This is a genomic window from Paenibacillus sp. FSL R5-0623, assembly GCF_037974265.1.
Lineage (GTDB): Bacteria > Bacillota > Bacilli > Paenibacillales > Paenibacillaceae > Paenibacillus.
In genome coordinates this window covers 1,987,750-2,013,795 of sequence record NZ_CP150233.1, presented here as the reverse complement: position 1 = coordinate 2,013,795, position 26,046 = coordinate 1,987,750, and the positions used below count along the sequence as shown (strand labels likewise).

Annotated in this window: 29 protein-coding genes; 7 read left to right on the top strand and 22 right to left on the bottom strand. The window is 45.0% G+C overall.

Annotation, left to right across the window (positions count from 1 at the left end):
• Window positions 1–115 precede the first annotated feature (115 nt).
• The 7 genes from MKY92_RS09325 to MKY92_RS09295 all read right to left on the bottom strand — a co-directional run bounded on the left by MKY92_RS09325 (window position 116) and on the right by MKY92_RS09295 (window position 6,830).
• Complete coding sequence (locus MKY92_RS09325; protein WP_076209122.1) at window positions 116–685, bottom strand: manganese catalase family protein; 570 nt, start codon at window positions 683–685, stop codon at window positions 116–118.
• Window positions 686–707: 22 nt separating this feature from the next.
• Entirely contained in the window at window positions 708–983 is a 276-nt protein-coding gene (locus MKY92_RS09320; RefSeq protein ID WP_076209123.1) for a spore coat protein CotJB, read from the bottom strand.
• Window positions 973–1,212: a spore coat associated protein CotJA gene (locus MKY92_RS09315; RefSeq protein WP_179088483.1), complete on the bottom strand. Its 240-nt coding sequence runs from the start codon at window positions 1,210–1,212 to the stop codon at window positions 973–975. The genes MKY92_RS09320 and MKY92_RS09315 overlap by 11 nt, the downstream gene beginning before the upstream one ends.
• A gap of 236 nt (window positions 1,213–1,448) precedes the next feature.
• A complete protein-coding gene (locus MKY92_RS09310) occupies window positions 1,449–2,801 on the bottom strand; it encodes a hemolysin family protein (RefSeq protein WP_339300347.1) in 1,353 nt (450 codons plus the stop codon).
• A gap of 46 nt (window positions 2,802–2,847) precedes the next feature.
• Window positions 2,848–3,984, bottom strand: coding sequence for a radical SAM/CxCxxxxC motif protein YfkAB (yfkAB, locus tag MKY92_RS09305; protein WP_091032604.1), 1,137 nt, complete (start codon window positions 3,982–3,984; stop codon window positions 2,848–2,850).
• Between the two features lie 220 nt (window positions 3,985–4,204).
• On the bottom strand, window positions 4,205–5,326 hold the full coding sequence (locus MKY92_RS09300) for an HD-GYP domain-containing protein (protein ID WP_339300345.1): 1,122 nt from the start codon (window positions 5,324–5,326) through the stop codon (window positions 4,205–4,207).
• A gap of 73 nt (window positions 5,327–5,399) precedes the next feature.
• Window positions 5,400–6,830 carry a 5'-nucleotidase C-terminal domain-containing protein gene (locus tag MKY92_RS09295; RefSeq protein WP_339300343.1) on the bottom strand — a complete coding sequence of 477 codons (1,431 nt, stop codon included), beginning with the start codon at window positions 6,828–6,830 and terminating at the stop codon, window positions 5,400–5,402.
• Window positions 6,831–6,950: 120 nt separating this feature from the next.
• On the opposite strand from MKY92_RS09295, the gene MKY92_RS09290 reads away from it, so the two are divergent.
• Together MKY92_RS09290 and MKY92_RS09285 are read left to right on the top strand one after the other, a co-directional pair.
• Window positions 6,951–7,697, top strand: coding sequence for a molybdenum cofactor biosynthesis protein MoaE (locus tag MKY92_RS09290; RefSeq protein WP_339300341.1), 747 nt, complete (start codon window positions 6,951–6,953; stop codon window positions 7,695–7,697).
• Between the two features lie 123 nt (window positions 7,698–7,820).
• A complete protein-coding gene (locus tag MKY92_RS09285; RefSeq protein ID WP_339300339.1) occupies window positions 7,821–8,870 on the top strand; it encodes an HD-GYP domain-containing protein in 1,050 nt (349 codons plus the stop codon).
• Between the two features lie 160 nt (window positions 8,871–9,030).
• Here the strand turns inward: MKY92_RS09285 and MKY92_RS09280 are convergent, their stop codons facing one another.
• From MKY92_RS09280 to MKY92_RS09240, 9 genes are all read right to left on the bottom strand, one after another.
• Window positions 9,031–9,171, bottom strand: coding sequence for a hypothetical protein (locus MKY92_RS09280; protein WP_017689533.1), 141 nt, complete (start codon window positions 9,169–9,171; stop codon window positions 9,031–9,033).
• 150 nt (window positions 9,172–9,321) lie between these two features.
• Complete coding sequence (locus MKY92_RS09275) at window positions 9,322–10,041, bottom strand: M23 family metallopeptidase (RefSeq protein WP_221823087.1); 720 nt, start codon at window positions 10,039–10,041, stop codon at window positions 9,322–9,324.
• 337 nt (window positions 10,042–10,378) lie between these two features.
• A complete protein-coding gene (sufB, locus tag MKY92_RS09270) occupies window positions 10,379–11,776 on the bottom strand; it encodes a Fe-S cluster assembly protein SufB (protein ID WP_076209130.1) in 1,398 nt (465 codons plus the stop codon).
• Between the two features lie 20 nt (window positions 11,777–11,796).
• The gene (gene sufU, locus MKY92_RS09265) at window positions 11,797–12,228 is read right to left on the bottom strand and encodes a Fe-S cluster assembly sulfur transfer protein SufU (protein ID WP_017689537.1); all 432 of its coding nucleotides are present in this window, start codon (window positions 12,226–12,228) and stop codon (window positions 11,797–11,799) included.
• Window positions 12,218–13,438 (bottom strand): cysteine desulfurase, encoded by a 1,221-nt coding sequence (locus tag MKY92_RS09260; RefSeq protein WP_017689538.1) that lies wholly within the window; start codon window positions 13,436–13,438, stop codon window positions 12,218–12,220. The genes sufU and MKY92_RS09260 overlap by 11 nt, the downstream gene beginning before the upstream one ends.
• A complete protein-coding gene (gene sufD, locus MKY92_RS09255; protein ID WP_036609929.1) occupies window positions 13,435–14,739 on the bottom strand; it encodes a Fe-S cluster assembly protein SufD in 1,305 nt (434 codons plus the stop codon). Before sufD ends, MKY92_RS09260 begins: the two co-directional genes overlap by 4 nt.
• Window positions 14,740–14,764: 25 nt before the next feature.
• Window positions 14,765–15,547, bottom strand: a complete 783-nt coding sequence (sufC, locus tag MKY92_RS09250; RefSeq protein ID WP_017689540.1) for a Fe-S cluster assembly ATPase SufC — start codon at window positions 15,545–15,547, stop codon at window positions 14,765–14,767.
• Between the two features lie 368 nt (window positions 15,548–15,915).
• The gene (locus MKY92_RS09245) at window positions 15,916–16,491 is read right to left on the bottom strand and encodes a DUF1802 family protein (RefSeq protein ID WP_339240951.1); all 576 of its coding nucleotides are present in this window, start codon (window positions 16,489–16,491) and stop codon (window positions 15,916–15,918) included.
• A 126-nt stretch (window positions 16,492–16,617) separates the two neighbouring features.
• Window positions 16,618–17,079: a Dps family protein gene (locus MKY92_RS09240; RefSeq protein ID WP_017689542.1), complete on the bottom strand. Its 462-nt coding sequence runs from the start codon at window positions 17,077–17,079 to the stop codon at window positions 16,618–16,620.
• Between the two features lie 297 nt (window positions 17,080–17,376).
• On the opposite strand from MKY92_RS09240, the gene mtnK reads away from it, so the two are divergent.
• Both mtnK and mtnA read left to right on the top strand, forming a co-directional pair.
• Entirely contained in the window at window positions 17,377–18,594 is a 1,218-nt protein-coding gene (mtnK, locus tag MKY92_RS09235) for an S-methyl-5-thioribose kinase (RefSeq protein ID WP_339301743.1), read from the top strand.
• Window positions 18,595–18,617: 23 nt separating this feature from the next.
• Window positions 18,618–19,691 (top strand): S-methyl-5-thioribose-1-phosphate isomerase, encoded by a 1,074-nt coding sequence (gene mtnA, locus MKY92_RS09230; RefSeq protein WP_339300336.1) that lies wholly within the window; start codon window positions 18,618–18,620, stop codon window positions 19,689–19,691.
• A gap of 124 nt (window positions 19,692–19,815) precedes the next feature.
• Here the strand turns inward: mtnA and MKY92_RS09225 are convergent, their stop codons facing one another.
• The 3 genes from MKY92_RS09225 to MKY92_RS09215 all read right to left on the bottom strand — a co-directional run bounded on the left by MKY92_RS09225 (window position 19,816) and on the right by MKY92_RS09215 (window position 21,149).
• Window positions 19,816–20,118 carry a DUF1805 domain-containing protein gene (locus tag MKY92_RS09225; RefSeq protein WP_017689545.1) on the bottom strand — a complete coding sequence of 101 codons (303 nt, stop codon included), beginning with the start codon at window positions 20,116–20,118 and terminating at the stop codon, window positions 19,816–19,818.
• A gap of 253 nt (window positions 20,119–20,371) precedes the next feature.
• Window positions 20,372–20,734, bottom strand: coding sequence for an SHOCT domain-containing protein (locus MKY92_RS09220; protein ID WP_339300334.1), 363 nt, complete (start codon window positions 20,732–20,734; stop codon window positions 20,372–20,374).
• 145 nt (window positions 20,735–20,879) lie between these two features.
• Window positions 20,880–21,149 (bottom strand): hypothetical protein, encoded by a 270-nt coding sequence (locus MKY92_RS09215; RefSeq protein ID WP_339300332.1) that lies wholly within the window; start codon window positions 21,147–21,149, stop codon window positions 20,880–20,882.
• A gap of 455 nt (window positions 21,150–21,604) precedes the next feature.
• On the opposite strand from MKY92_RS09215, the gene MKY92_RS09210 reads away from it, so the two are divergent.
• Window positions 21,605–22,177, top strand: coding sequence for a hypothetical protein (locus MKY92_RS09210; RefSeq protein ID WP_036609959.1), 573 nt, complete (start codon window positions 21,605–21,607; stop codon window positions 22,175–22,177).
• Window positions 22,178–22,301: 124 nt separating this feature from the next.
• Here the strand turns inward: MKY92_RS09210 and MKY92_RS09205 are convergent, their stop codons facing one another.
• Window positions 22,302–22,688 (bottom strand): DUF423 domain-containing protein, encoded by a 387-nt coding sequence (locus tag MKY92_RS09205; protein ID WP_339300330.1) that lies wholly within the window; start codon window positions 22,686–22,688, stop codon window positions 22,302–22,304.
• Between the two features lie 283 nt (window positions 22,689–22,971).
• Here MKY92_RS09205 and MKY92_RS09200 point away from each other — a divergent pair, with 283 nt between their 5' ends.
• Window positions 22,972–23,442 carry a hypothetical protein gene (locus tag MKY92_RS09200; RefSeq protein WP_339300329.1) on the top strand — a complete coding sequence of 157 codons (471 nt, stop codon included), beginning with the start codon at window positions 22,972–22,974 and terminating at the stop codon, window positions 23,440–23,442.
• 105 nt (window positions 23,443–23,547) lie between these two features.
• On the top strand, window positions 23,548–24,396 hold the full coding sequence (locus MKY92_RS09195) for a DegV family protein (protein ID WP_339300328.1): 849 nt from the start codon (window positions 23,548–23,550) through the stop codon (window positions 24,394–24,396).
• Between the two features lie 193 nt (window positions 24,397–24,589).
• Here the strand turns inward: MKY92_RS09195 and pdaA are convergent, their stop codons facing one another.
• Both pdaA and MKY92_RS09185 read right to left on the bottom strand, forming a co-directional pair.
• A complete protein-coding gene (gene pdaA / locus MKY92_RS09190; RefSeq protein ID WP_074094344.1) occupies window positions 24,590–25,369 on the bottom strand; it encodes a delta-lactam-biosynthetic de-N-acetylase in 780 nt (259 codons plus the stop codon).
• Window positions 25,370–25,466: 97 nt separating this feature from the next.
• Window positions 25,467–25,877 carry a hypothetical protein gene (locus tag MKY92_RS09185; RefSeq protein ID WP_221823056.1) on the bottom strand — a complete coding sequence of 137 codons (411 nt, stop codon included), beginning with the start codon at window positions 25,875–25,877 and terminating at the stop codon, window positions 25,467–25,469.
• Between the last annotated feature and the right edge of the window lie 169 nt (window positions 25,878–26,046).

Sequence of the window (26,046 nt, the reverse complement as noted above, 5' to 3'; positions counted from 1 at the left end):
TTTTATTTGAAAGCAATCCACATTTCAGCACATACACTTCTTCTAGCTTCTACATTTCTTCAAAGCAAAAAGCAGCCCTATCGGACTGCCAGACTTCTGCTTCTATACCAGACGTTCAGAAAATCTTCTTTGTCTCCCGATCGTCTTTCAGGATCTCTACAGCCTCCCGAAAACGCAAGGAATGCACAATCTCGCGTTCCCTTAGAAACTTCAGACTATCCTGCAGATCCACGTCATCGGTCAGGTCGATCAACCATTGATATGTAGCCCGGGCTTTCTCTTCTGCTGCAATGTCCTCGTACAGATCCGCAATTGGATCACCCTTGGCTTGAATATACGTAGCGGTAAACGGTACACCTGCTGCATTGCTGTAAAAGAGGGCCTTATCGTGATTAACGTAGTGAGCATCCAAGCCAGCTTGCTCCAGCTGCTCCACTGTAGCATCTTTGGTGAGCTTATAGATCATCGTGGCAATCATCTCTAAATGAGCAAATTCTTCTGTTCCAATGTCGTTTAACAGGCCGATAATTTTGTCTGGAATCGTATAACGCTGGTTCAGATACCGCAGGGCAGCTGCCAATTCCCCGTCTGCTCCACCATACTGTTCCATCAGTAATTTGGCCATATGAGGGTCACATTTACTCACTCGAACGGGATATTGTAACTTTTTCTCGTATACCCACATTGCAAGACTCCTCCTTTAACTTTTATACCTGCCAAGGCCATGGTGTCTGGGACCACTCCCACGGATATTTCGAGAAGGCATGACCAAAATTCATCAGCGGTCCATACAGCTGTTGGAACTCATGAGCTACCCGCATTCGCTCCTGGCTGAACTTGTTGTACTGCTCAATGCTTTGGAAATCACCTGGATGGGTATCCAGGTATAGATTCAGTTCCACTAACACGAAGTCCAGCGCCTGAAGTTCTTCCAGCAACTCGTAGTATTTTGCATCACAGGCTTTCGGTGCTTCAGGTTCCATCTGCCTCCACCTTCCTCTCCTTTGATTTCTTGGATGTGTAAGGGCTATATAATGCAGGCCATAATGTTCCCAGTCTTAACGCTTCTGCCGGACTGTATTGCGGCCAACCCATGGGCTGGAAAGGTATAAACAACTGCGGTGGAACTAGATACGTGCGGATTTCCATCGGTTTGCAAGGATCAAACGGCCCCACAAAAGGAGCATAGGCTCGAAGCTGTGGATCCTTCACTCGAAACGCCTCCTTCAACGATGTTTACGTGCATTCCCCATACCATTCAAACCATTGCTTCCCGTCTCTACATGTATATGTTTCAGTTCTACAGGTTAATCCCCATTTATCCAAACTTCATAAAGGAATTTCTCATGCCAACTTCACTCTCAATCAAAAAAGACCTTTGGAAGCACCTCTTACGGCACTTCCAAAGGTCTGTATTTCGTAAAATGAGTAACATGTTACTACAAAATCTATTCTACTGGTTTTTCTTCCGAATTCATGTCTTGAGGAACAGATTGTTTGTACACTCGAACTCGGGTAATTCGCAAACGAGTGGACTCCTCCACTTCAAAGACGTATCCATTCAGCTCCCGAGTTTTGCCCTTGGCTGGACTACCTCCAAGCTCTTTAAACAGCCATCCGCCAATGGTATCCACTTCTTCATCCTCAATGATGGCTCCGGTCCACTTATGAACTTCTTCAATAAGCGAACGACCATCAATGGAAAACGAATCACCACTGCGTTCCATATGCGGACGCTCATCCTCAAACTCGTCATACAAATCTCCAACGATCTCTTCCAGAATTTCTTCCGCAGTCAGCAATCCAGCTGTGCCGCCATATTCATCCACAACCAGCGTCATCTGAGAATGTTTCTTCTGCATCAGACGCAGCACATGGCTGATTTCCATGGATTCAGGAACGTTTAAGATTGGACGAATAAGTGAAGCCAGATCATGTTGTTGCTCCGGTTTAGCCAGCAACAGATCGGTGATGTGTATGAATCCAATGATCTCATCCTTGTCTTCTACTGCTACGGGATACCGGGAATGTTTGGTTGCATTAATGATCTCCAGATTCTCTTCCAAAGACATATGCGTGTACAGACAATCCATATCTGTACGTGGCAGCATCACTTCACGTGCCAGCATATCGGAGAAATCAAAGATGTTGTCCATCAGTTTGATCTCATCTTTATCGATGACACCACTTTTGGCACTCTGCTTCATCAGAATTCGAAGTTCATCTTCCGAGTGAGCTTCTCCTTCACTGGCAGGTTCGATACCTGCCAAACGCAGCAATGCATTGGCCGATACATTCAGTACCCAGATGAACGGGAAGAAGATTTTGTAGAACAACAGCAAAGGTGCAGATAAAAACAATGCCACTCCGTCTGTTTTTTGAATTGCCAACGATTTAGGCGCAAGCTCACCCAACACAATATGCAGAAACGTAATGATACAGAAACCGATAATGACCGACACGGTCGAAATAAGCCCTGTATCTCCTACACCAAGTTTAAACATGAGAGGCTCAACGAGCAATTCAGAGATGGCTGGTTCTCCCAGCCACCCGAGTCCAAGTGATGTTAATGTAATCCCGAACTGAGTTGCCGATAGATAGGAATCCAGTTTACTATTCACCTTCAGTGCATAACCAGCCAAACGGTTTCCTTCACTCTGCAATTGAGTTAAGCGTGTCTGCCTTACTTTCACAAGGGAAAATTCCGCTGCAACAAATACGCCATTCAAAAATACGAGCAAAAAGACACAGACCAGATTAAATACCAGCTGTCCAAGATGAAATTCAGTATGAATATCCAAGTTGAAACTCCCCTTTTCTATCTATTTCAGGAATACACCTGGAATATCAACGTGTGATAGCCTTTCTCGATTTGAAATCCACACCCTTGTAATACATATCTGCCACTAGCAGGTTTGGTCCGCAACAGGATGCAATATCGCAATGGCAATTGACCGTTTGATTCAACGGATGTTCAGCTGACCATTCATGGAACACATCATCCAGTTTCCGATCACGAATGTTGCCAAACGCCGGGATATCCGCAAAATCCGTCACATACACATTACCCGTGAACATGTTAACGTTAACGCGGTTACGTCCGTCCGGATCGTTACGTACCGTCACATTTGGTTCGCTGTATAAACGGTTGATCAGTTCCCGATCCTGCTCTGCTGCACTGCACGCGAAGAATGGCAGGGTCCCGAATAACATCCACATATCTTTGTCACGCACATCAAGCAAACGATGAATCGCTGCTCTCATATGATCCAGTGATAACACGGGCAGTGACGAAGCAAAGTTCGAATTATACATCGGATGCACTTCATGACGGACACAGCCCATCTCACGAATCAATTGATGAATACCATCCAGCTTGTCGTGCGTACGGAAGTTAATCATTGATTCCGCAGAGATAAACATGCCTGCTTCACTCAGTTTGCGTGAATTTTCAATCATTTTCTCATACATTTTCACCGCTACTTCACGTTTCACAGGTCTGCCACTATTCGCAAATCCAACTTGATGGAAATCATCTGCATTCAGATAGTTGAATGAGATATGCATAACGTCCAGATAAGGTAAAAGTTGCTCATACCGGCTGATATCCAGCGTTAGATTCGAATTGATCTGGGAACGAATTCCACGTTCCTTGGCATATTTGAGCAGCGGGATAATCATCTCATCCACTGTTTTTTGGCTAAAGCTTGGCTCGCCACCCGTCAGACTAATCGTCTGCAGATGCTCCACTTCATCCAATCGTTTCAGCATCAGAGGGAGCGGAAGAGCCGGCGCCTCACGCATCGTAAGCATATCTCCCACGGCACAATGCTCACACCTCATATTGCACAGATGTGTCACGGTCATTTCTACACTGGTCAGCACATGGCGTCCATATGTACGCAGAGAGCCGATCGGATCCCACGGATCATTCGTTGGCGATAAAGGCATCGGTTGTACCGATCCTGAGTTTAGCATGGTCATTGTTCTTCACCTTATTCCTTTTATTAACCTAAAAAGTTTAATTTACATCATACCTTGTGTTTCTCTTTTTGGAGTTATCTTTTATCATAGCACAATTTTGAATGCTCCGGCATACGTAGACCCTGTCCATTACATGACAAAAAAACGCTCAGGCAACTCTGGGCCAATTACGAAACGGCCCGGATATTACGACATGAGCGCTAATCATCTTTCAAGTAGTTCAGCTTTCCACCTGTTCACTTTGAGCCGCTGAAGGTATATCCTCCACACCCTCTACACCTGTGATCATCACAGACAGTGCTGTAGACAGGTTAATTTCGTAGGGCGAAGATAAGGTCTGGCCGTCGGCATCTTTAATAACACGGATAAGTGGACGTTGAGGAACACGTGAATGAATTGATGCAACTACCCCAACCTCTCCCGTACTGAGCTTGACTGAAATACCTAATGGGTATATCGCGACACAATCCCTGAACTTCTCCAGCATCCGTTGTTCATAGAGGGTTCCTGATCCTGTATACAACACCTCTACTGCCTGATGCGGCAGCAAGGCTTGCTTGTACACCCGATTCGTTGTCATGGCATCATACGAATCAGCAAGCGCAATCCATTTGGCATATTCATGAATTTCCTTGTCTTTCAAACCAAAGGGATATCCACTTCCATCAATTCGTTCATGGTGCTGCAATGCACAATGCGCGGATAGAAGCGGTATACCTGGTTCATCTTTGAGAATACGGTGTCCATATGTAGTGTGCTGCTGAATGATTTTGAATTCCTCATCACTCAATCTGGAGGGTTTATGCAAAATTTCTGGTGTAATCTGTGTTTTGCCGATATCATGCAATAAGGCACCCAGACCAATCTCCATTAATTGCTGGCGTGTGTAACCCGAAGCGACACCAAGAACCAGTGTATACACACATACATTCAGCGAATGATTATACAGGTCAAAATCACTGGAGTTCATGTCCATCAGCATAATCATGGCTTCCTTTTGGCTGCCGATGTCCTCCAGAATGGTATTCATCACACCACTAAGCGCTTTACCGAAATGAGGAATCCGATTCTTCGTTTTCATTCCCGACATGCTCTGAAATTGCTGCTTGATCTCTACCAGTGCCTTCCTTCGGGTCTCTTCCTGCAACATATCTGGAACAATGATATCCTCGGTCGCAGCATCTTTGATATACACATAACCGACCCCGAGATCCTTGAGACGCCCAATCAGTCGGCTCGTCAGCTCTACATCCTCACTAAGTAATACAAGGCCTTCTTCACTATAAATACGTTTCCCCAGCTTCATGCCAGGCTGCAATAAGTTTATATGTACTAAACGCACAGCCTATCCTCTCCCGCTCCGTAGATGTAATTACCACTAGCCGCCGCTTCAGCAGAAGGCAAGTACTTTAAATTTAGCTTTGACACCAGCGGGCTCGCAGGCTGTCGTCCAGAGCCCCTGGTCGTTTTATTTCCGTTTCCAGCAAATCGCGTATGAATTCCGGAAGATGATAGAGCGTACGGGTTGCATGAGCAAGAGGAGGATACCCCACATTGAACGTAAACATGTCCAGTGTCCCAACAATATACTCACATTGTTCGTCCATAGGCTCCCCATTGATGGATATGGCCTGGATCTTCTCATAGGCTGGCGCATCTGGATTGTATTGAACTTCCATTCCGTCCATACATAACGTGCCTAGAATATGACCACGAAAACCAAATCCCACAATGGGCTTACCTGAAAACTCGTCCAACAAGGACTGCTCAAGTGCTTCACGAATATGACTTCCACTCAAGCATATTGTACAAGCATTTATAGGAGATGGACATAGGGAATGCAACATTCCTTTTGTAATATTCCCTTGTGGAAGCTCTCCGAGAAGCTGACCTGCATTCACCAGAGACAGCTGTGCCCCCGTGAATTGGCGGACAGCTTGTGCAAGCAATGTTGCAAACGGGGATTCCCGATCATACGCGATTGGCAGCACCCGATCCGTTATCACTGCCGTCTGATTGAGTGTCCTTTCGGCTTCCGTACGATTCGTAGCGATTGCCAGCGCAACCTGATCATCCAGTAATATACTCTTGGCAGCCATACAACCGCTACTTACCAGTTGGAAAGGTTCTCCCACACTTGTTCGTTCCAGAACCACTTTCCCAAGCCATTGGCCAAATTTTCCAGCCCCACCCAGCACGGTCTGACCAATGACTAAGGGTTCTTCGAGAACATGATGGGTATGTCCACCGAGAATAACATCGATTCCAGTAATCTGCTCCGCCAGTCTACGATCTGTCGAAAGTCCCAGATGTGAAAGAATAACCACCACATCCACTTCATCACGTAATGCTTCCACTTGAGCTCTTAATGACTCCACAGGGTCCAGAACATCCCACCCGAGCAATTCGTAAAACGTGGTAAAAGGGGCCGTTGCCCCCAGCAGACCAACGCGAAATGGACCTTTCTCCACAATCAGAGAAGGTTTCATCCACACTGGCGCAAGTCCAGTATCTTGCTCCACAACATTGCCGCATACCACAGGACACAGAAGTCCAGCGTAGGACTGTGAGAGCTGATCTGGCGTAAAGGTTAGTCCTTCATTGTTACCGATTGTAATGGCATCGTAGCCCGTCAGGTTAATAACATCAACATTAGCCGTACCCAGTGTTCCCTCTGTTTCAACGGCCATCCGGTCCATATGATCGCCGATATCCAATACAAGGAAGTTGCCACCTTGGTCACGTTCCTCATTGATCATAGCGGCGATGGTGCTCATGGAGCCGAAGTGGCTATGAATGTCGTTGGTGTGCAGAATCGTTAACGTTTGCTTCTCCCTGGTGCTCATCACACCGCCTCCCCTGCTCTTCAATAAACGTTCATTCTTCTAATGGATAAGCATAACATTTTCCGCGTCGTTATGATATATTTATAGGGTTTAGAGATCAAAAAGAGGTGAGTCATATCTATGAAATTGACAATTCAACTATTTGCAGGCATTGCAGAACGTTTAAATACATCCCTTCTGGAGTTTGAGTACATTGGAGACATTCCAACCGCTGCCGATTTAAAAGAAAGACTGAGTCTGGCCTACCCAGAGGCAGCTTCTCAGATAAGGACATCCTTTTTGGCAGTTAACCAGCAGTACGCTCCTGCCGATACTATACTTAGCTCAGAAGATGAACTTGCGTTGATCCCTCCCGTCTCTGGAGGCGATGGTACGGATATATCCGATGAACAGCTTCGCTCTACCGTTCCAGAGCATCGGACTGAAGATGGCTTATTTCTAATTACAGAATCCACTTTGTCCGTGGAAGCAACAACGGCACTAGTGATTACCCCGAATCACGGGGCAGCTCTTACTTTTGTAGGTACGACTCGTGAAATGACCGGTGAACAGCGCACCGTCCATCTTGAATACGAGGCCTATGTGCCGATGGCTCTTTCTCAGATGGCAGCCATTGGTGTGGAAATCTCCGATCGCTGGCCTGGTGTGTTATGTGCAATCAGTCACCGAATTGGCAAAGTAGATGTGGCAGAGATTAGTGTAGTCATTGCCGTTTCCTCGCCTCATCGCAACGACTGTTATGATGCAAGCCGTTACGCCATAGAGAGACTCAAACAGACCGTTCCGATCTGGAAAAAGGAAATTTGGGAAGATGGATCTGAATGGAAGGGACATCAATTAGGACCATGGAACCCCATGGAGAACTAAATAATGAGCCTTTACACCTTTTAGATAGAGTGGGTTAATAGTAAATAAGTCGTTGTCAACCCATTTTTTTCTTGTTATTATAATTATATGTGTCGATATTAGTCGAGAAAAGGTGGTTTATACGTGAGAGTGCATGTTACTGATCTTAAACCGGGTGACCTGTTAAAAAATGATGTATACAACAGTTCGGGTCTCCACATGCTGATGAAAGGTTCCACCCTCAGTGAAGATGACCTATCCAAACTGTTGCAACATGGAATCGAGTACGCAGATGTAGAACACACACCATCCGACCTACACTCTGATGCACAAACCTTACCTTCAGATCAGACCCGTCTGTTAACTAACTTGTTTAACGATACGATCAAAGGTACTGAATCTCTATTTCAACAAGCGATGGAGAAGGGTTTTATTGATGAGACACAGGTCGATGAAATTTTGTTTACCCTAACAGAACAGTTGGAAAAACAAAAAGATGTTGTCTCCTTGTTGCTTATGCTGGACGGGGAAAGCGATTATACGTACAACCATTCATTGCAAGTCGGAATGCTCGCTTTTTATATCGCCGGCTGGATGGGTTACAACCCCGAGGAATGTCTAACGGTAGCCAAAGCAGGATATCTTCATGATATCGGCAAGTCCAAGATTCCTTCTGAGATTTTACATAAACCTGGTAAATTGACCACGGAAGAATTTGACGAAATGAAGAAACACACATTCTATGGATACGATATCATTAAAGAATCCACGCAGGATGAAATTCTGGCAACGGTTGCACTTCAGCATCATGAGCGCGAGGATGGAAGTGGTTATCCTCATGGACTTCGAGGGGACGAGATCCACCCATATGCCCGTATAACTGCTGTAGCAGACGTTTACAGCGCCATGACGACAAATCGGGTGTACCAGACCAAACAGGAACTGATCTCTGTTCTGTGTGAACTGTACAGTCTCAGCTTCGGTCAGTTAAATGCTGAAGCAACGCAGGAACTGATCAAGCATATGCTACCTAATTTTATCGGTAAAAGGGTTCTGCTCACCACGGGTCAGACGGGACTCATTGTCATGAATAATCCTGCGGATTATTTCCGACCACTCGTTCAGACCTCTACAGCCTTTATCGATTTAGCGAAAGAAAGAGATATTGCTATCGTTGAAATTTATGTACAGTAATGGTGTAACAAGCCTATCTGTTCATTGTACTCAGCACACAGGATGGATACGAAGCAACAAACAGGAAGTAGCTTGAATAACCAACTCATAGGTTGGCATATGACAAAAGGGAAGCCGTAATCGGCTTCCCTTTTGTCTATTCCGATTCAATCATGTTGGATTACACGCAGAATGCTTTTGTGATGATAACCAACAGAATGAACAGTACCAAGATTGCACCAGTGTTTGTGAACATATTGTATCCGCCAACGCCGCCTACTCCGCCTACGTTGCCACCACAGCCATATCCTACTTCGCTCATGTGATTGCCTCCTCTTCATCAGGTATACCCTAACATATGACGTTTCCGGTGGAATGAACCGGGCGAACAGGCAACATTCGATAAATGGTTGTCTGTCTGCATCTACCTGAGTGGATCAGCCTTCTGTTACTCCCTGTTCTTTGCAGGAATCTATGTGTCGGAATCCGAATGAACCTGGATGCCTTTTTCCTTGCGGTACATGATAACAAGTAATCTCCAAAATTCATAACTGCCTTTGTCGTTCATAATAAACGGTCGATAATAATCAAATGCTTGCTGCGCCCATGCGGGACAATCCATATTGGAAAGTTGCTCCTGTTGCTGAATCCATCCCCCTTGAATCTCCAGCGTTTTCTGCATGGCTTCAAACATTTTCTTCTGCTCAGTGGTCATCGGCGGAGCCTCCTGTTCCTGAGATGCAGTTCCGTATTCGGCCTGTAGATACGCACCCGGTTCCGTCACACCCTCTTCGCTGGCTGTATACCCGTAAGATGGTGCACTTGTTTTACGAATCTCATAATGTACATGCGGACCAGTACTCTGACCTGTGCTCCCCTGATTACCGACAAGCTGGCCTCGCTTCACCTGCTGTCCAACGCTTACAGCAATACGTGAAAGGTGCGCATAACAATGCAAGTAGCCACGATGATCCTGAAGGGCAACTGTAAGCCCGTAACCGCCGAATCCGGAGCCTGTAACTCCTTCGGAAGCAAAACGTACCCTACCTTCCATAAAGGCATAGACGGGGCCATTCCAGGGCTCTGTCACGAGATCAATTCCGCGGTGAAATGTCTGTCCACCATGAATAGGATGAATTCGATAGCCGAAGGAACTTGTAATCCGATAGCCCTCGAAGGGGTTTACGCTCATACACTCACATCCTTTTCTATCATTAAATGCTGAAATCTATGAAATGGCTTGTGCTATTGGTCTTATTTTATTCCACAAAAATACCGCTCAGAATATCATTAGGGAAACCTTATGGTCTCTCCAACGTATATTCCAAGCGGTGCAAAACACTACTATAAATATAATAGCTATGTAATTGAAAAACGCCAAGCTCATCACTACATAAGAAATTTAAAAAAAGGTCGAAGGAATATCCCTCGACCTTTCTTCAATGATTTTGTGATTCCGTGAAATGGATCTGAAGCTTAATAGCAGCAACATCGTTCTGCTTCACGGCTTCGAAGAGCGCTGCATTGGATTAACCAATGGAGCCCTCCATTTCAAATTTGATCAATCTATTCATCTCAACGGCGTATTCCATTGGCAATTCCTTCGTGAATGGCTCAATGAAGCCCATGATAATCATCTGTGTTGCTTCCGCATCAGTCAGACCACGGCTCATCAGGTAGAAGAGCTGATCCTCAGACACTTTGGATACTGTAGCTTCATGCTCCAGCATGATGTTATCATTCATGATTTCATTGTAAGGAATTGTATCTGATGTGGACTCATTATCGAGAATGAGTGTATCACACTTGATGTTGGATTTCGCGCCCTCAGCTTGACGTCCAAAGGAAGCCAAACCACGGTACGTTACTTTACCACCATGTTTACTGATGGACTTGGATACAATCGTAGATGTTGTATCCGGAGCCAAGTGGATCATTTTCGCACCTGCATCCTGATGCTGGTTTTTACCAGCTACAGCGATGGAGAGTACGGAACCTTTAGCTCCACGGCCTTTCAGTACAACCGCTGGATATTTCATTGTCAGTTTGGAACCGATGTTACCATCGACCCATTCCATTGTTGCATTTTCTTCTGCAACCGCACGTTTTGTAACGAGGTTGTAGATATTTGGTGCCCAGTTTTGGATCGTTGTGTAACGAACACGGGCATTTTTCTTACAGATGATCTCAACGACCGCACTATGCAGTGAGTTCGTGCTGTAGATTGGAGCTGTACAGCCCTCTACATAGTGAACGAAGCTATCTTCGTCGGCAATGATGAGTGTACGCTCGAATTGTCCCATATTCTCGGAGTTGATCCGGAAGTAGGCTTGCAGAGGCACTTCACATTTAACGCCCTTAGGCACGTAGATGAAGCTTCCTCCGGACCATACCGCACTATTCAATGCAGCAAATTTGTTATCTGCTGGCGGAATAACTGTTGCAAAATATTCACGCAGGATTTCCGGATGCTCTCTGAGAGCCGTGTCCGTATCCATGAAGATTACACCTTGGTCTTCCAATTCCTTTTGCATGTTGTGGTATACAACCTCGGACTCATACTGAGCCGATACACCTGCAAGGAACTTTTGCTCTGCTTCAGGGATACCCAATTTATCAAAGGTTTCCTTGATTTCGGAAGGAACTTCCTCCCATGTTTTACCTTGTTTTTCAGAAGCACGCACATAATACTGAATTTCATTGAAATCCAATCCGTCGAGATCTCCGCCCCATTTTGGCATTGGCATCTTTTCGAATTGTTTCAAGGATTTCAAACGGAATTCCAACATCCAATCCGGTTCATTCTTAATCTTGGAAATCTCGGTAACCACTTCTGCAGTCAGACCTTTACCGGTTTGAAAGATGGATTTGTGCTCGTCGCGAAAACCATATTTGTACTCTTCCATTTCTGGTGCTTTTTTAGCCATCTTGCTCTACCTCCCTATCGTTATTGTACTTTGTTCTCTTCGTCAATCCCTTTGCGTAATGCATTCCAGGCCAGAGTGGCACATTTGATGCGTGCAGGGAACTTGTTCACACCGGATAGGGCTTCGAGATCTTCATAATCGTCGAAATCGACTTCTTCACCTTTCATCAGTGAGGAAAAACGGTTAGCGATATCGAGTGCCTGCTCCATCGTTTTGCCTTTGACAGCCTCCGTCATCATCGATGCAGAGGACATGCTGATGGAGCAACCTTCACCCGTATATTTGGCTTCCTGAACGATTCCGTCTTTCAGCAAAATTTGCAGTGAAATCCGGTCGCCGCACGTTGGATTGTTCAAATTCACCGTGACAGCGTCATTATCAAATGTTCCGCGGTTACGCGGGTTTTTGTAGTGGTCCATTATAACACGTCTGTACAGATCATCAAGTTGCATCGCCAAAATACTCCTTTGTCTGGATTAAGGCGCTGACAAGCCGATCTACATCTTGTTCGTTATTGTATAGATAGAAGCTGGCACGAGCTGTTGAGCTAACTTCAAGCCAGCGCATTAGCGGTTGACAGCAATGGTGTCCGGCACGAATGGCTACGCCACTCGCATCCAGCACGGTTGCCACATCATGTGGATGAACATCCCCCAGATTAAAGGTAACGACACCCACATGCCGCTTGGCTGGGCCATAGATAGTTAACCCATCGATCTCAGCCAGTCGTTCTGTTGCATAAGCTGCCAGCACACTCTCATGATGTGCAATCTCATCCATACCAATCTGCTCCAGAAAATCAATGGCAGCTCCCAACCCTACCGCACCTGCGATAATTGGGGTTCCGCCTTCGAACTTCCAGGGAAGCTCTTTCCAGTTGGATTCGTACAGACCCACATCATCAATCATTTCACCACCGAACTCAATGGGTTCCATGGACTCCAGCAGCGCCTTTTTGCCGTAGAGTGCACCGATTCCGGTTGGTCCGCACATTTTATGTCCGGATAATGCATAGAAATCACAGTCCAGATCCTGAACGTCCACCTTCATGTGAGGTGTGCTTTGTGCGCCATCAACAACGATGACAGCACCATTGCGGTGTGCAATTTCAGCAATTTGTTTCACCGGATGGATCAGACCCATAACATTGGATACATAAGCGATTGCTACAATTTTAGTATTGTTCGTAATCGTCTTCTCGACATCAGCCAATTCAATATGACCGTCAGGCTGAAGCGGAATGTATTTCAATGTTGCACCTGTCTCCTTGGCAACTTGCTGCCAAGGAATCAGATTACTATGGTGCTCCATTTGCGTGATAACAATTTCATCGCCTTCTTTGCAATTGGCGCGGGCATATGATGAAGCCACCAGATTCAGGGCTGTCGTTGTCCCGCGGGTAAAGATAATCTCCTGTGTACGGCGGGCATTGATAAACTTGGCTACCTTCTCACGTGCTCCTTCGTAGGCGTCAGTTGCACGGCTTCCAAGGGTATGAACACCGCGGTGTACGTTGGAGTTCTCATACTCATAATAATGTTTGACTGCTTCGATCACAGCATGAGGCTTTTGTGAAGTTGCAGCACTATCTAAATATACGAGCGGGTGTCCGTTAATTTCCTGGTGGAGGATCGGGAACTGCTCGCGAATGGATGGGTTCATTGTCCCAGCTTCTTCTCAATCAGAGACTGCAATTGGGTGCGCAGTGCTTCCAAAGGAATATCCGCCACCACCGGAGCCAGGAAGCCATAGATGATCAGGCGTTCGGCATCCGTACGGTTAATTCCGCGCGACATCAAGTAATGAATCTGCTCGGCATTGACTTGACCAACAGAAGCCGCGTGACCTGCTGTTACATCATCCTCATCAATAAGGAGGATTGGGTTGGCGTCTCCACGTGCTTTAGGGCTCAGCATCAACACTTTCTCTGTCTGCTGTCCATCGGCTTTGGTAGCGCCTTTCTCAATCTTCGTGATCCCGTTGATGATTGCAGAAGCTTCTTCACGCATAACTGCACGTGTAATCATCTGACTTGGTGTATTCTTGCCGAAGTGACGGGCTTCTGTGGTGTAGTTGATTTTCTGCGAACCGGAACCTACAGCGATGACTTTGGAATCAGAACTTGATCCATTGCCTTTCAGCACGGTCATCGTGTTACTCGCTGTATCGCCGTTATTCATTTCGCCTACAATCCACTCGATGGAAGCATCATTCTCCAATACTGCACGACGGAATGAAACATCAGTTACATTCACACTCAGTTGATGAACCGATGCGAAACGTACTTTAGCACCGGATTTTGCGAATACTTCCACAACACCATTATGGAAAACAGGTGCGGACAATTCGCCAGATACATAGTTATCAACATAAGTTACTGAACTGTTTGCTTCTGCAACCACAAGCACGTGAGGTGCAAACGTTGCAGATGCGTCATCCGTAAGCAACACTGCTTGCAGTGGTACTTCGATTTCGACATTTTTCGGAACATACAGGAAGACCCCGCCATTCCAAAGTGCCGCATGCAGTGCAGCGAGGGAATGCTCATCGGCTTTCACCGCTGTGTTCAGATATTGTTTTACCAGATCGCCATGTTCGCGAACCGCTGTAGCCAGATCCGTGAAGATAACTCCTTTTGCTGCCAGATCAGCAGACACTTTAGAGTATACCGTACCGGAATTGCGCTGGATAACCAGACTGCCTTCAGCTTGATCCTGAACCAGATCTTTGATAGAAGCAGGTACTTCTGTCAAAGAAGAAATAGCTTCACTTGTTTTATATGTTCCGTACTCGCTGACATTCCAGCGTTCGATTTTTTGTTTTTCCAGTTTAGGAAGCGCAAGCCCGCTCGCAAGCTTTAAAGCTTCGAGCCGCTGTTCGGTCAACCAGCCGGGTTCATTGTTGCTTTCCGACAAGGCGCGAAGCGCTTCAGATTCAACCGGAAGAATTGTTTGTGTAGTCATTAATTAATCCTCCTCCGTTTTGTCTTTACGCTTCTTGGCCTACAGTTTCGTCTGTAATTCCCAGCTCTGCCTTTACCCAGTCATACCCTTCCGCTTCCAGACGGTGAGCCAATTCAGGTCCGCCGGATTTCACGATACGACCTTGCATCATTACGTGAACATAGTCAGGCGTAATGTAGTTCAACAGACGTTGGTAGTGAGTGATGATCAGGAAGCCACGGTCTTCGCTCTTCATAGCGTTCACACCGTCAGCCACGATTTTCAAAGCATCGATGTCCAGACCGGAGTCAATTTCATCAAGTACTACGATTTTCGGATCAAGCAGCATCATTTGCAGAATCTCGTTACGCTTTTTCTCACCACCGGAGAAACCTTCATTCAGGTAACGGTGAGCGAACTCAGGGTTCATGTCGAGTTCTTTCATTTTACCTTCCATTTGACGAATGAACTTGATCAGTGAGATCTCGTTACCTTCGCCACGACGTGCGTTAATTGCACTACGCAAGAAGTCGGAGTTTGTAACACCTGCAATTTCACTTGGGTATTGCATAGCCAGGAAAAGACCTGCACGTGCACGCTCATCTACAGCCATGTCCAATACATCTTCACCATCAAGTGTAATTGTACCGTCAGTTACTTCATATTTCGGATGGCCCATCAATGCAGAAGCCAGAGTTGATTTACCTGTTCCGTTCGGACCCATGATTGCGTGGATTTCTCCACCTTTCATTTCCAGGTTGATGCCTTTCAAGATTTCCTTACCTTCGATCGTCGCTTTCAGACCTTCAATGACGAAATTCGTAGCCATGTGTATTGTTTCCCTCCATTGATTAATTTGATGTTTACTGTCGAAAACGAAAAAGCGCCTATTATATCTGAAACAGGGCTTCCCCTGAATTTCTTGTACTCGATTCCTTAAAGCAAGAACACTTTAGAATAATTCTAAACTGATTCTCAATGATAATCAAGCTATTTCCTAAGAGGGTATATTCCTTGCAGGAAACATTATTCTTTCTGATTCTATAATAAATACCAGATTGAATCAAATGAGAAAACATCTCCCGCTGAGATAGACAGTGAGAAAAATCACAGAAAATGAAGCTTTTATCGTATCTGCTACACATAATCTAAAAAAGGACTTATCCATATTATGGACAAGCCCCTTCATTAATAATATTACAATTTGAGCATCTCGTTAATCTTCTGTACCTGTTCGTCAAAATCCGCAACGTCCACCACCGGCGTCATTTCGCGCGGCACCGGACCATTCGGAATAGAAATCCATGAACGACAACCGTTATATTCAGGCAGTACGGGGATTTCCATCGGTTCTTTCAAAAGGTACACACGTAAAATCAATACATGGAGCGGATCTTTCCGTTTCCATTTCAAACGGTCTTCGGCAAAATCCGCTGTCCACATATGAAAGTCAAGAAGTCGATCCAGCATCTCCTGATCTCGTATCTCCAGATCCTGCGTTACTTCGGCATATGCCGTAATGCGGATTGTCGAAGCTTCGGGCACCCATTCGGCCAATGATTCTTCAACAAAGGATTGATCCGAGGACTTAATCAGTTCTTTACGCTGATGTTCATAAGTCGGATACAGGTAAAATGCTGGACTTTTCAGCTCAAAATGTCGGGTTTCCTCCACAATACCACCTTTGCGCATCACCATAATCTGGCGACCCGTTTCCAGGGCTTTGATTGCAGAAGCCCATTCTTTTAAAGCCGGTATCGTTGGTTCTAACATAAGCGATTCCCTCCCACATCGTTCTTGTCAGCAGTATAGACGCTCAGGGCGTTTCTGACAACAAAGTTCCGAGCTCAGAAAGCTTACGTAAGAGACCCACTTGTATTAGGCAAAATTTTGGCTATATTAACCCAGGAAAGAGCGAAGCATCCACATGTGTTTCTCAAGGTCAGCCTTGAAGCCTGTCAGCATATCGGATGTTGGTTGATCTTCAGCTGCATCTGCAACTTCGATACCTTCCTGATATTCATTCGAAAGTGTAGCGAAGTCCTCGATCAGGTTTTGCACCATTGTTTTTGCGTCTTCTCCGCCTGCTGCTTCCTGGATAGAGGAAAGCTCCAAATACTCTTTCATTGTAGCCGCTGGGCTACCTTTCAGCGTAAGGATACGCTCAGCGATTTCATCCATTTGTACTGTAACTTCGTTGTAGAACTCTTCGAATTTCACATGCAACGTGAAGAAGTTAGGTCCTTTAACGTACCAGTGATAGTTATGGATTTTAACATACAATACGTTCAGGTTAGCTACCTGACGATTAAGTACTTGTTCCACCGATTTTGCTTGATCTGTTTTGTTTTTTGTAGCCATATTAATCCCATCCTTTATTTAAAATTAGTCTGTCATGCCATGATAAACAGGTTGTCCCGCAATGCATAACAGAGAGTTAATAATGTGTCACCGCTTGGTAGCGGAGAGGCTTGTTAACGTTGTTTCTCTCAACCGTCCGGCCTATTTGTTTTTACCCTTGAACCGGAAGTTCGAATCAGGATCGACTTGACTTGTCTCAAAAAAAAGTTCAAAAACCGCGTTATTTCCGATATACTGACATATACCAAGCAAAGAAGTGGGTTTTCCTGTTTCTTCATATATATGGAGGTGGCACCTTTGTCCCAATATCGCCCGTTTACCCCCCAGGATGCAATTGAACTGGCCAGAACATTACCGGGTCCATTTGCGGCAGATGCAAATCTGGATTGTCACGAGATCGGCGACGGCAATCTGAATTTGGTTTTCCACATCACGGATCAGAACTCCGATAAAAGTATCATTATCAAACAGGCGCTTCCTTATGCGAAAGTGGTTGGAGAATCATGGCCACTGTCTCTGGTACGTGCCCGCATTGAACGTGAGATTCTTCAGGAAGAGTATCGTCTGTGTCCAGGGATGGTACCCGAAGTGTATCATTACGATGATGACCTTGCGTTAACGGTTATGGAAGATCTGAGTGATCATGTGATCATGCGTAAAGGCCTGATCGAAGGTGTTTCCTATCCTCTTTTTGCACAGCATATTGGGGAATTCATGGCAAGAACGCTGTTCTTCACATCCGACTTGGGCATGGATCAGCAATTGAAGAAGGAACAACAGGGTAGATTCATTAATCCAGACCAATGCAAAATAACGGAGGATCTGATCTTTGATGAACCCTACCGGATCGCTGAGAAAAATAATTATGATGTTTCCATTGAAGACGAGGCTGAAGCCCTTCGCACAGATGGAGAGCTTCACCTCGAAGTGGCATTACTACGGGAAAAATTCCTGACACATGGGCAGGCACTGCTTCATGGAGATCTGCATACAGGCAGTATTTTTGTTACACCTGAATCAACAAAGGTCATCGATCCCGAATTTGCATATTACGGCCCCATGGGATTCGATGTGGGTGCAGTCCTTGCGAACCTGCTCTTGAATTACGCATCCCTGCCAGGATGGATTCAGGACGAGACTGCTTTGCGTGAGCGTGAAACGCTTTTGCTGAATATGGTTCGTGATGTATGGACTGAATTCGAATCTCGTTTCCGTGCCCTCTGGGTTAATGACCTCGTTGATCCGATGGCAAAAACGCCAGGGTATCAGGATCTGTATGTGCAACAATTGTTCAGAGATTCGATCGGCTTTGCAGGTGCCAAAATGGTTCGTCGTATCGTGGGACTCGCTCACGTGGCGGATATAGATACCATTCCAAATGCGACTGAACGTGAACATGCTCAGCGTAAAGCACTGTCCATTGGTAAAGCATTGATCAAGAACAATCGTCGCTTGAATACCATCGGCGAAGTACTGGATATTGTATCCACATCTGTTACAACTACTAAGGCTTAACATAAGGAACGGAGGAACCACCCATGACAACCCCTGAATATCAGCCTCTGTCCTCTCTCATCTGGAAAAAGGACAAGCTTGAAATGCTTGACCAGCGTCTGCTGCCCGAAACGATCCTCATGTTGAAATTGTATACACCCGAGGAAGTATGGGAATCCATCCACTCCATGAAAGTACGCGGTGCTCCAGCGATTGGTATTGCTGCTGCATTTGGTGTTGTATTGGGTGCCAAATCATATGACGGAACAACTGTTCAAGGTTGGTTGGACCACGTGAAATCCATATGTGCTCATCTGGCTACTTCCCGTCCAACAGCGGTGAACCTGTTCTGGGCATTGGATCGCATGATGCAAAAAGCAAATGAGGTCGTTGAATCCGGCCTGAGCCTGGATGAGGGCAATGATGCTCTTGAAGTAGAAGCTCTGTTAATTCAGAAGGAAGACGAAGAAGTATGCCGCATGATCGGCGAGAATGCACTGCCATTGTTCGAAGATGGTATGGGTGTACTCACTCACTGCAACGCAGGCGGACTAGCTACGGCGAAATACGGTACGGCAACTGCTCCAATGTATCTCGCACAGGAACGTGGCATTCACCTGAAAGTATTTGCAGACGAAACTCGCCCTGTACTTCAGGGTGCACGCCTGACTGCATTTGAGTTACAGCAAGCCGGCATTGACGTTACGCTGCTCTGTGATAACATGGCAGGCATGGTGATGTCCAAAGGCTGGATTCAAGCTGTTATCGTCGGAACAGATCGTGTTGCAGCGAACGGTGACGTTGCTAACAAAATCGGAACCTACAGCGTGGCCGTGCTTGCCAAGGCTCACAATATTCCGTTTTATGTAGCCAGCCCATTGTCAACCATCGACTTATCTACTCCATCCGGAGACCTGATTCCAATTGAGGAACGTGCTGCGGAGGAAGTGACCGAAGGATTTGGCAAACGCACCGCACCGCAAGGTATTAAAGTATACAATCCAGCATTTGATGTAACGCCTAACGAATATGTAACAGCTATTATCACGGAAAAAGGCGTTGTTCGCGCTCCTTTCCAAGAAAATCTGGCTGCCTTGTTTGCGAAGGAAGAAGCTTAACTTAATAAGAGTATACAAGAAGAGAGTGTCGTATATAGCGTTGGATCTACAAACGACGTGCACTAGGCTCTGAATTACAACGCTAAAGAAGGGCTTCCCTTGCGGGGAGCCCTTTTGTTAGTGCTTAGATCATTTTCAACAAAGCCTCTACACCCGTCATGCCAACCGTAATGCCCATGGCCTCGGCTTCTGTTGTCACCGATTCCATAGGTGCATGCAGCAACTGCTCCAGTGTACGCACACCAACCGCCCGAGCTGCAATAATCTTGCGATCCCCGAGCTTCTCATTAAGTAATCCCACGTCGAGTGCTCCGCACATGATATATCCTTTGGATGTGTTAATGGTCAACAACGTTGTTTTGGGTAGCTTGACTTCTACCCCAACCAATACATGCTCTCCAACTACAATGGGCTCCATCGTCACCATAATTTCCCGATCCACCTCCTCTTCCACAGGTCACGATAATTGTATGCCTCATTCTGGATTGTCGTGTGGACACCTGCCGTGTTTGAGAAAATGTGGGTACTTACAGTTCAAATATATTGTTGGTAATTCTTCTCGCAGAATTAGATAGTAGAACTATGCTTTAGTTGAAATATAAAAAGCCACCTCAGAAATGAGGCAGCTCAGATACAAGATTTTAATAATCCGGTCATTTTCTACTATTATGATCTATACTCTAGGCACGCCAGTCTTTATCGTTTATGTATGTATCGACAGAACTTGAGTATTGCTTCTTAAGGCTAGACCTTTTTAACTCATACTCCTCTTCATTGATTATATTGGCTGCAAACATTTTATCTAACTTCTCTAATTCCATGGTTAGTACTCTCACATTACCTGATGCATGTTCTAATTTTTCTTGATTTTTTACTACTTTAAATCCCTTGTAGATGTTAATTATTAATAATACAAAACCAACAATGTACAAGAGATTCGTTAGTGGGTGATTGCTCCCTAATTGAGATGAGGATATAGCCCCTAAAATAAATAGAATCATCCATGAACTAAAATACAAATAGATTTTCTTCATATCACTCATATGTAGACCTCGCCTCCTAAATTATGGAATGATTATACCATGCCTAAAGGAGCGGGTCTATGAAATTCAATAGAAGGGATTAGAACGCAGGGGAATAAACACTAATAAAAGCCCCCCACCCAAGGTGAGTTGAATTGGGCCTACCTTAAAACGTATGCTCATCATTCTTTAATCGCCTTATCTCCGTTAACTCTCTTCTAATTCCCAGTACACGTCTATGAAGTACACTGCGGTCTATTGATTCAGCTACCGACTTTTTGAACTGGACATCCATTTCACTTAACTGCTCCTGAGCTAGTTTCTTTTTATGTATTGGTTTCACTTGAACTTTTGTGGTTTCAGGCTTGACAGGCTTCAATCTTTTCTGCTTCATAATCTGTTCAAATACACTGTCCTCTTGATGCATGGTCTTCATTCCTTAATGTGTGATGAGCATATTGTAACATAATAACGAGAAGACGGTTGTTAAACGTCAGAGTACAAATAATTAGAGTGGGCATAAGATGAATGTTGTCTCATACGGGTTCATTATTTACATGTAACAGCACTTTGCGACTCTACTCCAAAATGAGGTACGGTAGTTGCTCCGTACACGCCAATACGTACTCTCCAACAATAATGGGCTGCATCGGTCAAAAAATTTCCCTATCCACCTCCTCTTCCACAGTTCACGAATGTTGTTACCCTCATTCTGGATTGTCTTATGGACACCTTCTAAAAGACGTGAATAATAAGGTTTATTTGTGATATTCACCCAATTGTTTTCGGCATATTTCTGCGTCTCTAGCACTATGATAATTTCCTTTTTAATGATATAGTGAATTGAAGCGTTTTTTTGAGCTGACATAATTTTTAACGGGGCTGGGATGAATGAAAGAAACCTTATCCAATCAAGAGGACATCGGCTTTTTATTTAATGTCGATATACTTATTAAGAGCCGCTCAAATGCATTGGCACTGCAGTCCCTGTTGGAGTTCATAAACAATGAAGAACAAATTGCGGACTTTCGGATTCAATCCGGCATAGAGCTAGGCAAAATTATTGAAGCGACACTCCAGTCCAAGAAGGACTCTTTCGTCACACTTCACAACGAACGCAAAAAAGCCAACGCAGCACAGAAGGCGTCCACTGCAGCTCAGACACCTGCCTCACCTGCTCCAGTCAAAACACAGAATCAACAAGAACAACCGGTTAGCGAGAAAAAGCCTGCCACCCAAACATCCAATGTATCCGATGGAAACTCGTTTGACGCGTGGATTGACACACTCATTAAAGAGAATAAACTCACCCGTATTGTTGTCAATAACAAGAACGGTAAACATCAGAGCATTCCTTGCCGTATTCTGAATTTTGATCGAGATACCAGTATTGTGAGCATATATCATGTCGATGAAAAACAGGTGTATACGTTCCGAACCAATGAAATCGATGAGTTTCTGTAACTAACTTCATCGGATTAAAACAAAAAGCAACTTGCGTTAGAATGACGGGACATTCTAACGCAAGTTGCTTTTTTAGTTCAATGGTTCATGCAGGATTGAACCCTCCGAGATTTGTTTGGACCGATCAGGAGCGATCCTTACCTCGCTGCCATACATCTAATGCCAATAACAACCATCCGGCAATGAAGGCTACCCCACCAATCGGTGTGATGGCACCCAGAATCTTGATGCCAGAAATACTAAGCACATACAAGCTGCCCGAGAACACGATAATACCGATAAACAACAGACGCGCTGCCCACTTCAGTTTTGTCGATGCTCCAAGTTGACCAGCCGTCAAGCCAATAATGAGCAGGCCCAATGCATGAATCATGTGATATTGCACACCCGTCTCATAAGTAGCTATGGCCGCCGGCCCAATCGTATCCTTGAGCATGTGAGCACCAAACGCACCTATCGCCACTGATAGCAAGGTCATTACAGCTCCAAGCATCATCCATCTTCGTTGCATGTAAGTTCTCTCCCTTAATTCAACTCTTCCTCCTATTATTGTAGCGAATCCACTCCTCCTTTACCAGTCGGGGTGTAGCTTCATAGATCATATGTCTGTTTATACTTACTAAACCTATCCCTACCCTAAATATCGTAGAAAACTGGCGTAAATCCTTGATTTTTATCGATATTTATGGAAAAGTAAACAGGTATGTAATCGTTGTATTTTAAAAGAAGAATTATTACTCATCGATTAGGTTGATAACACTCAGTACGATGATTAAGGGAGGCAAGTCAACATTATGGATAATCGCGATTCCTATAATTCAGGTTATAACAACACGGATCAGAATCCTGGCCATGCAGATCCATACAATAACAATGGGTATGAAGCACACCCGTCAGATCATGAGAGGCATCCAATGGTACCACTGAAACATTCCGGACCTGGAATCGCCAGCTTTGTCATTGGGTTGGTTGCAATCTTGGGTTATATTCTGATATTCTTTATTGCCACCATGGCTGTAAACGAGTCCATCGGAGTTCTTACCCCGTTGCAGACAGAAGAGATCGCCTTGCATCCAGCAGTGGTTCTGGCTTCATTAGCCATCCTGGTCTGCCTGATTCTCAATCTGGCCGGAGGCATCGTCGGAATTATTGGTCTTGTCCTCAAGAATCGAAAGAAAGTTTTTTCCATTATCGGAACCCTATTAAATGGGATCATGATTCTGTTATTCGTTGGACTTATCTTGGTAGGCATGACGCTGATGTAACGCTTTGCATCAGCGTCATGTTTCCTTATAATTAAAATGAATGGGTTTACACATAAGAATAATCTATATTTTTTGCCAAAATCATTGTTTTCAAAGGAGATTGACATGTCACGAATCAAAATTTTTGCGGACAGCACAAGTGATCTGGCTCCAGAATGGATCCAGCAGCACGATATCGGTATCATTCCCTTATATGTCGTGTTCGGTGAAGAATCACTGAAAGACGGTGCTGAGATTAAGCCTGAACAGCTATATGAACGTGTCAGCCAAGATGGGCGTCTTCCCAAAACAGCTGCACCTTCCCCCGCTGATTTCATAACGGCATTTCAACCTTACATAGATCAAGGGGATGAGATTTTATATATCAGCTTATCTTCTGAACTTTCCTCTACCTATCAAAATGCACGACTAGCGAGTTCCGAATTCCCGGAAGGTCGAATATCGGTCATTGACTCACAGAATCTCTCATCAGGAATTGCGCTGATGGTGATGAAAGCTGTACATGCTGCCGATAAAGGACAAAACCTGACTCAGATTACACATCTGATTGAGGCGATGAAACCAAATGTACGCACCGAATTTGTCATCGATACCCTGGAGTATCTGCATAAAGGCGGACGCTGTTCGGGCATGCAGAACCTGATTGGTAGCCTGCTCAAGATTCGCCCTGTCATCCGGGTAACGGATGGTAAGATGGCACCTGCCTATAAAGTACGCGGCAAACGGGAGAAAGCTCTGGAACAAATGCTGAATAATACGCTCAGCCATAAGGATCAGATCGATCCAGACCTGCTGATTGTTGTGCACACCATGGCTGAAGAAGATGCGCTTGATTTGCAGAAGTCTTTGCAGGAACAAACGGGTGCCCGTGTGGAACTAACCACTGCTGGTTGTGTAATATGCAGTCACTGCGGCCCGAAAACGATTGGAATCATCTATAGTACTGTTTTATAGTATTACACGCAACCTCGTATCGTATTACCCAATCCTTTCTTCTGGATCTGTATGTGGGTACATCCAATACTTGGACTGGCATACTGATATAACTAAAAAGGGCATTCCGAGCTTAAACGCTCAGGATGCCCTTTAATATTTTTGCTAAACTTTTGAAACCTACACTTGGTCCATTGCTCATTATGATAATGGATCAATAACTTTTGGTCCGCAGATCATCCAGACTTTTGAATGCATATCCTTGCTTGCGAGCCTCATCAATGATGGAACCCAGAGCTTCCGTGTTATCTTTGGATACCGAATGAAGCAAAATAACAGCACCCGGATGGAGTTGTTTCAACACCTGTTGATGAGCATATTGTGCGCCACGCTGTACATTGGTATCCCAATCTTTATAAGCAACAGACCAGAACACATTCACATAACCCTGAGCATGACTCTCTGCAAGCGTACGATTGTTAAAGATCCCGCGCGGTGGCCGTAAAAAGGTCGCTTGTTGACCCGTCAGCCGATTGACCTCCGACTTGACCTTCTCGAGTTCCTCTCTAAGCTTTTCATTGGAGATGCGGGTCATATCCGGATGACTCCATGAATGATTACCGACAATATGACCTTCAGCCGCCATACGTTTGACCAACTCAGGCTGATCTTTCAGATAATGACCTGTCACAAAGAAAGCAGCTGGTACCTTCTTGGTACGCAAAACATCCAGTATGGCAGGTGTAAATCCATTCTCATACCCGTTATCAAACGTGAGATACAATTCCTTCTGTTTTGTATCCCCCAGGAAAATGGCATCGTTATGTTGTAAGATCGATTTAAAGCCTTCCTGATCAATGGAGGGCAGTTGACCGTTTTGACTTTTTTTGAAGCCAAAGTGATACGCTCCGGTAACCGGTGATGCTTCAGTCTGTGCCGGTACCATACTGATGGACAACAGTCCCAACAGTATATATAGAACCATTCGCTTCATTCTATCCGCTCCTGTTCCTGAAAAATTCGGTTAGTCGTTTGCACACACGAATACCTTCAGGTAATATGCCACAGGAACAGCTAATGTATGTAAATCCTTAACGATCGAAACGTTTATTTTCAGCTTGTGGCGGAGATTGATGGAACAATTCAAGTAAGGTCTGAGGTTTGCCACTGGAAGCAAGCCATTCCCTCACGGTCTGTATGGCACGGGTCTGTCCATCTCCACGATCACGCCATGTAAGCAGCTCGATAACTTTGATAATCAAGGCCGACATATTGTGATTATCCAGTTCAGATCGTTCTGCTCTCAGCTTGTGATATAACGCCTCCTGTTCCCAATCCAGAAGAATTTCATCACCAATGGTTGGCTTCAAAAGTGTATACGCTCTGTCACAACCTTTACAACGAACCGTGCTGACCTGTTCATCTATAAATTCCGCTCGGATATCCTGCTGGCAATCCGGGCATTTGAACCCAACTTGTATGTTTTGTATGTTTTCGTTCATGACATTGTTCCTCCTGCGATATGAGCATCTTGCATCATTCGATGCAAATACTCCTTGGATATATGCATAATGCTTATGTATGTACTACATCTATACCCGATATTTTGTCGATTCACGCTTATTTTGAAGAAATCTGTAAGGTGCTATAATCTTGTAAATATGTTAAAAT

What these genes read in the sequence shown, in the direction of transcription:
- sufD (WP_036609929.1), bottom strand. Translation starts at nt 14,739, where the DNA reads ATGACTACACAAACAATTCTTCCGGTTGAATCTGAAGCGCTTCGCGCC.
- sufB (WP_076209130.1), bottom strand. Translation starts at nt 11,776, where the DNA reads ATGGCTAAAAAAGCACCAGAAATGGAAGAGTACAAATATGGTTTTCGC.
- MKY92_RS09210 (WP_036609959.1), top strand. Translation starts at nt 21,605, where the DNA reads ATGAAAGAAACCTTATCCAATCAAGAGGACATCGGCTTTTTATTTAAT.
- MKY92_RS09225 (WP_017689545.1), bottom strand. Translation starts at nt 20,118, where the DNA reads ATGGTGACGATGGAGCCCATTGTAGTTGGAGAGCATGTATTGGTTGGG.
- sufC (WP_017689540.1), bottom strand. Translation starts at nt 15,547, where the DNA reads ATGGCTACGAATTTCGTCATTGAAGGTCTGAAAGCGACGATCGAAGGT.
- yfkAB (WP_091032604.1), bottom strand. Translation starts at nt 3,984, where the DNA reads ATGACCATGCTAAACTCAGGATCGGTACAACCGATGCCTTTATCGCCA.
- MKY92_RS09245 (WP_339240951.1), bottom strand. Translation starts at nt 16,491, where the DNA reads ATGTTAGAACCAACGATACCGGCTTTAAAAGAATGGGCTTCTGCAATC.
- MKY92_RS09220 (WP_339300334.1), bottom strand. Translation starts at nt 20,734, where the DNA reads ATGAGTGATATGAAGAAAATCTATTTGTATTTTAGTTCATGGATGATT.
- MKY92_RS09260 (WP_017689538.1), bottom strand. Translation starts at nt 13,438, where the DNA reads ATGAACCCATCCATTCGCGAGCAGTTCCCGATCCTCCACCAGGAAATT.
- mtnA (WP_339300336.1), top strand. Translation starts at nt 18,618, where the DNA reads ATGACAACCCCTGAATATCAGCCTCTGTCCTCTCTCATCTGGAAAAAG.
- MKY92_RS09320 (WP_076209123.1), bottom strand. Translation starts at nt 983, where the DNA reads ATGGAACCTGAAGCACCGAAAGCCTGTGATGCAAAATACTACGAGTTG.
- MKY92_RS09325 (WP_076209122.1), bottom strand. Translation starts at nt 685, where the DNA reads ATGTGGGTATACGAGAAAAAGTTACAATATCCCGTTCGAGTGAGTAAA.
- MKY92_RS09185 (WP_221823056.1), bottom strand. Translation starts at nt 25,877, where the DNA reads ATGAACGAAAACATACAAAACATACAAGTTGGGTTCAAATGCCCGGAT.
- MKY92_RS09200 (WP_339300329.1), top strand. Translation starts at nt 22,972, where the DNA reads ATGGATAATCGCGATTCCTATAATTCAGGTTATAACAACACGGATCAG.
- pdaA (WP_074094344.1), bottom strand. Translation starts at nt 25,369, where the DNA reads ATGAAGCGAATGGTTCTATATATACTGTTGGGACTGTTGTCCATCAGT.
- MKY92_RS09240 (WP_017689542.1), bottom strand. Translation starts at nt 17,079, where the DNA reads ATGGCTACAAAAAACAAAACAGATCAAGCAAAATCGGTGGAACAAGTA.
- MKY92_RS09280 (WP_017689533.1), bottom strand. Translation starts at nt 9,171, where the DNA reads ATGAGCGAAGTAGGATATGGCTGTGGTGGCAACGTAGGCGGAGTAGGC.
- MKY92_RS09295 (WP_339300343.1), bottom strand. Translation starts at nt 6,830, where the DNA reads ATGAGCACCAGGGAGAAGCAAACGTTAACGATTCTGCACACCAACGAC.
- sufU (WP_017689537.1), bottom strand. Translation starts at nt 12,228, where the DNA reads ATGCAACTTGATGATCTGTACAGACGTGTTATAATGGACCACTACAAA.
- MKY92_RS09205 (WP_339300330.1), bottom strand. Translation starts at nt 22,688, where the DNA reads ATGCAACGAAGATGGATGATGCTTGGAGCTGTAATGACCTTGCTATCA.
- MKY92_RS09195 (WP_339300328.1), top strand. Translation starts at nt 23,548, where the DNA reads ATGTCACGAATCAAAATTTTTGCGGACAGCACAAGTGATCTGGCTCCA.
- MKY92_RS09215 (WP_339300332.1), bottom strand. Translation starts at nt 21,149, where the DNA reads ATGAAGACCATGCATCAAGAGGACAGTGTATTTGAACAGATTATGAAG.
- MKY92_RS09275 (WP_221823087.1), bottom strand. Translation starts at nt 10,041, where the DNA reads ATGAGCGTAAACCCCTTCGAGGGCTATCGGATTACAAGTTCCTTCGGC.
- MKY92_RS09290 (WP_339300341.1), top strand. Translation starts at nt 6,951, where the DNA reads ATGAAATTGACAATTCAACTATTTGCAGGCATTGCAGAACGTTTAAAT.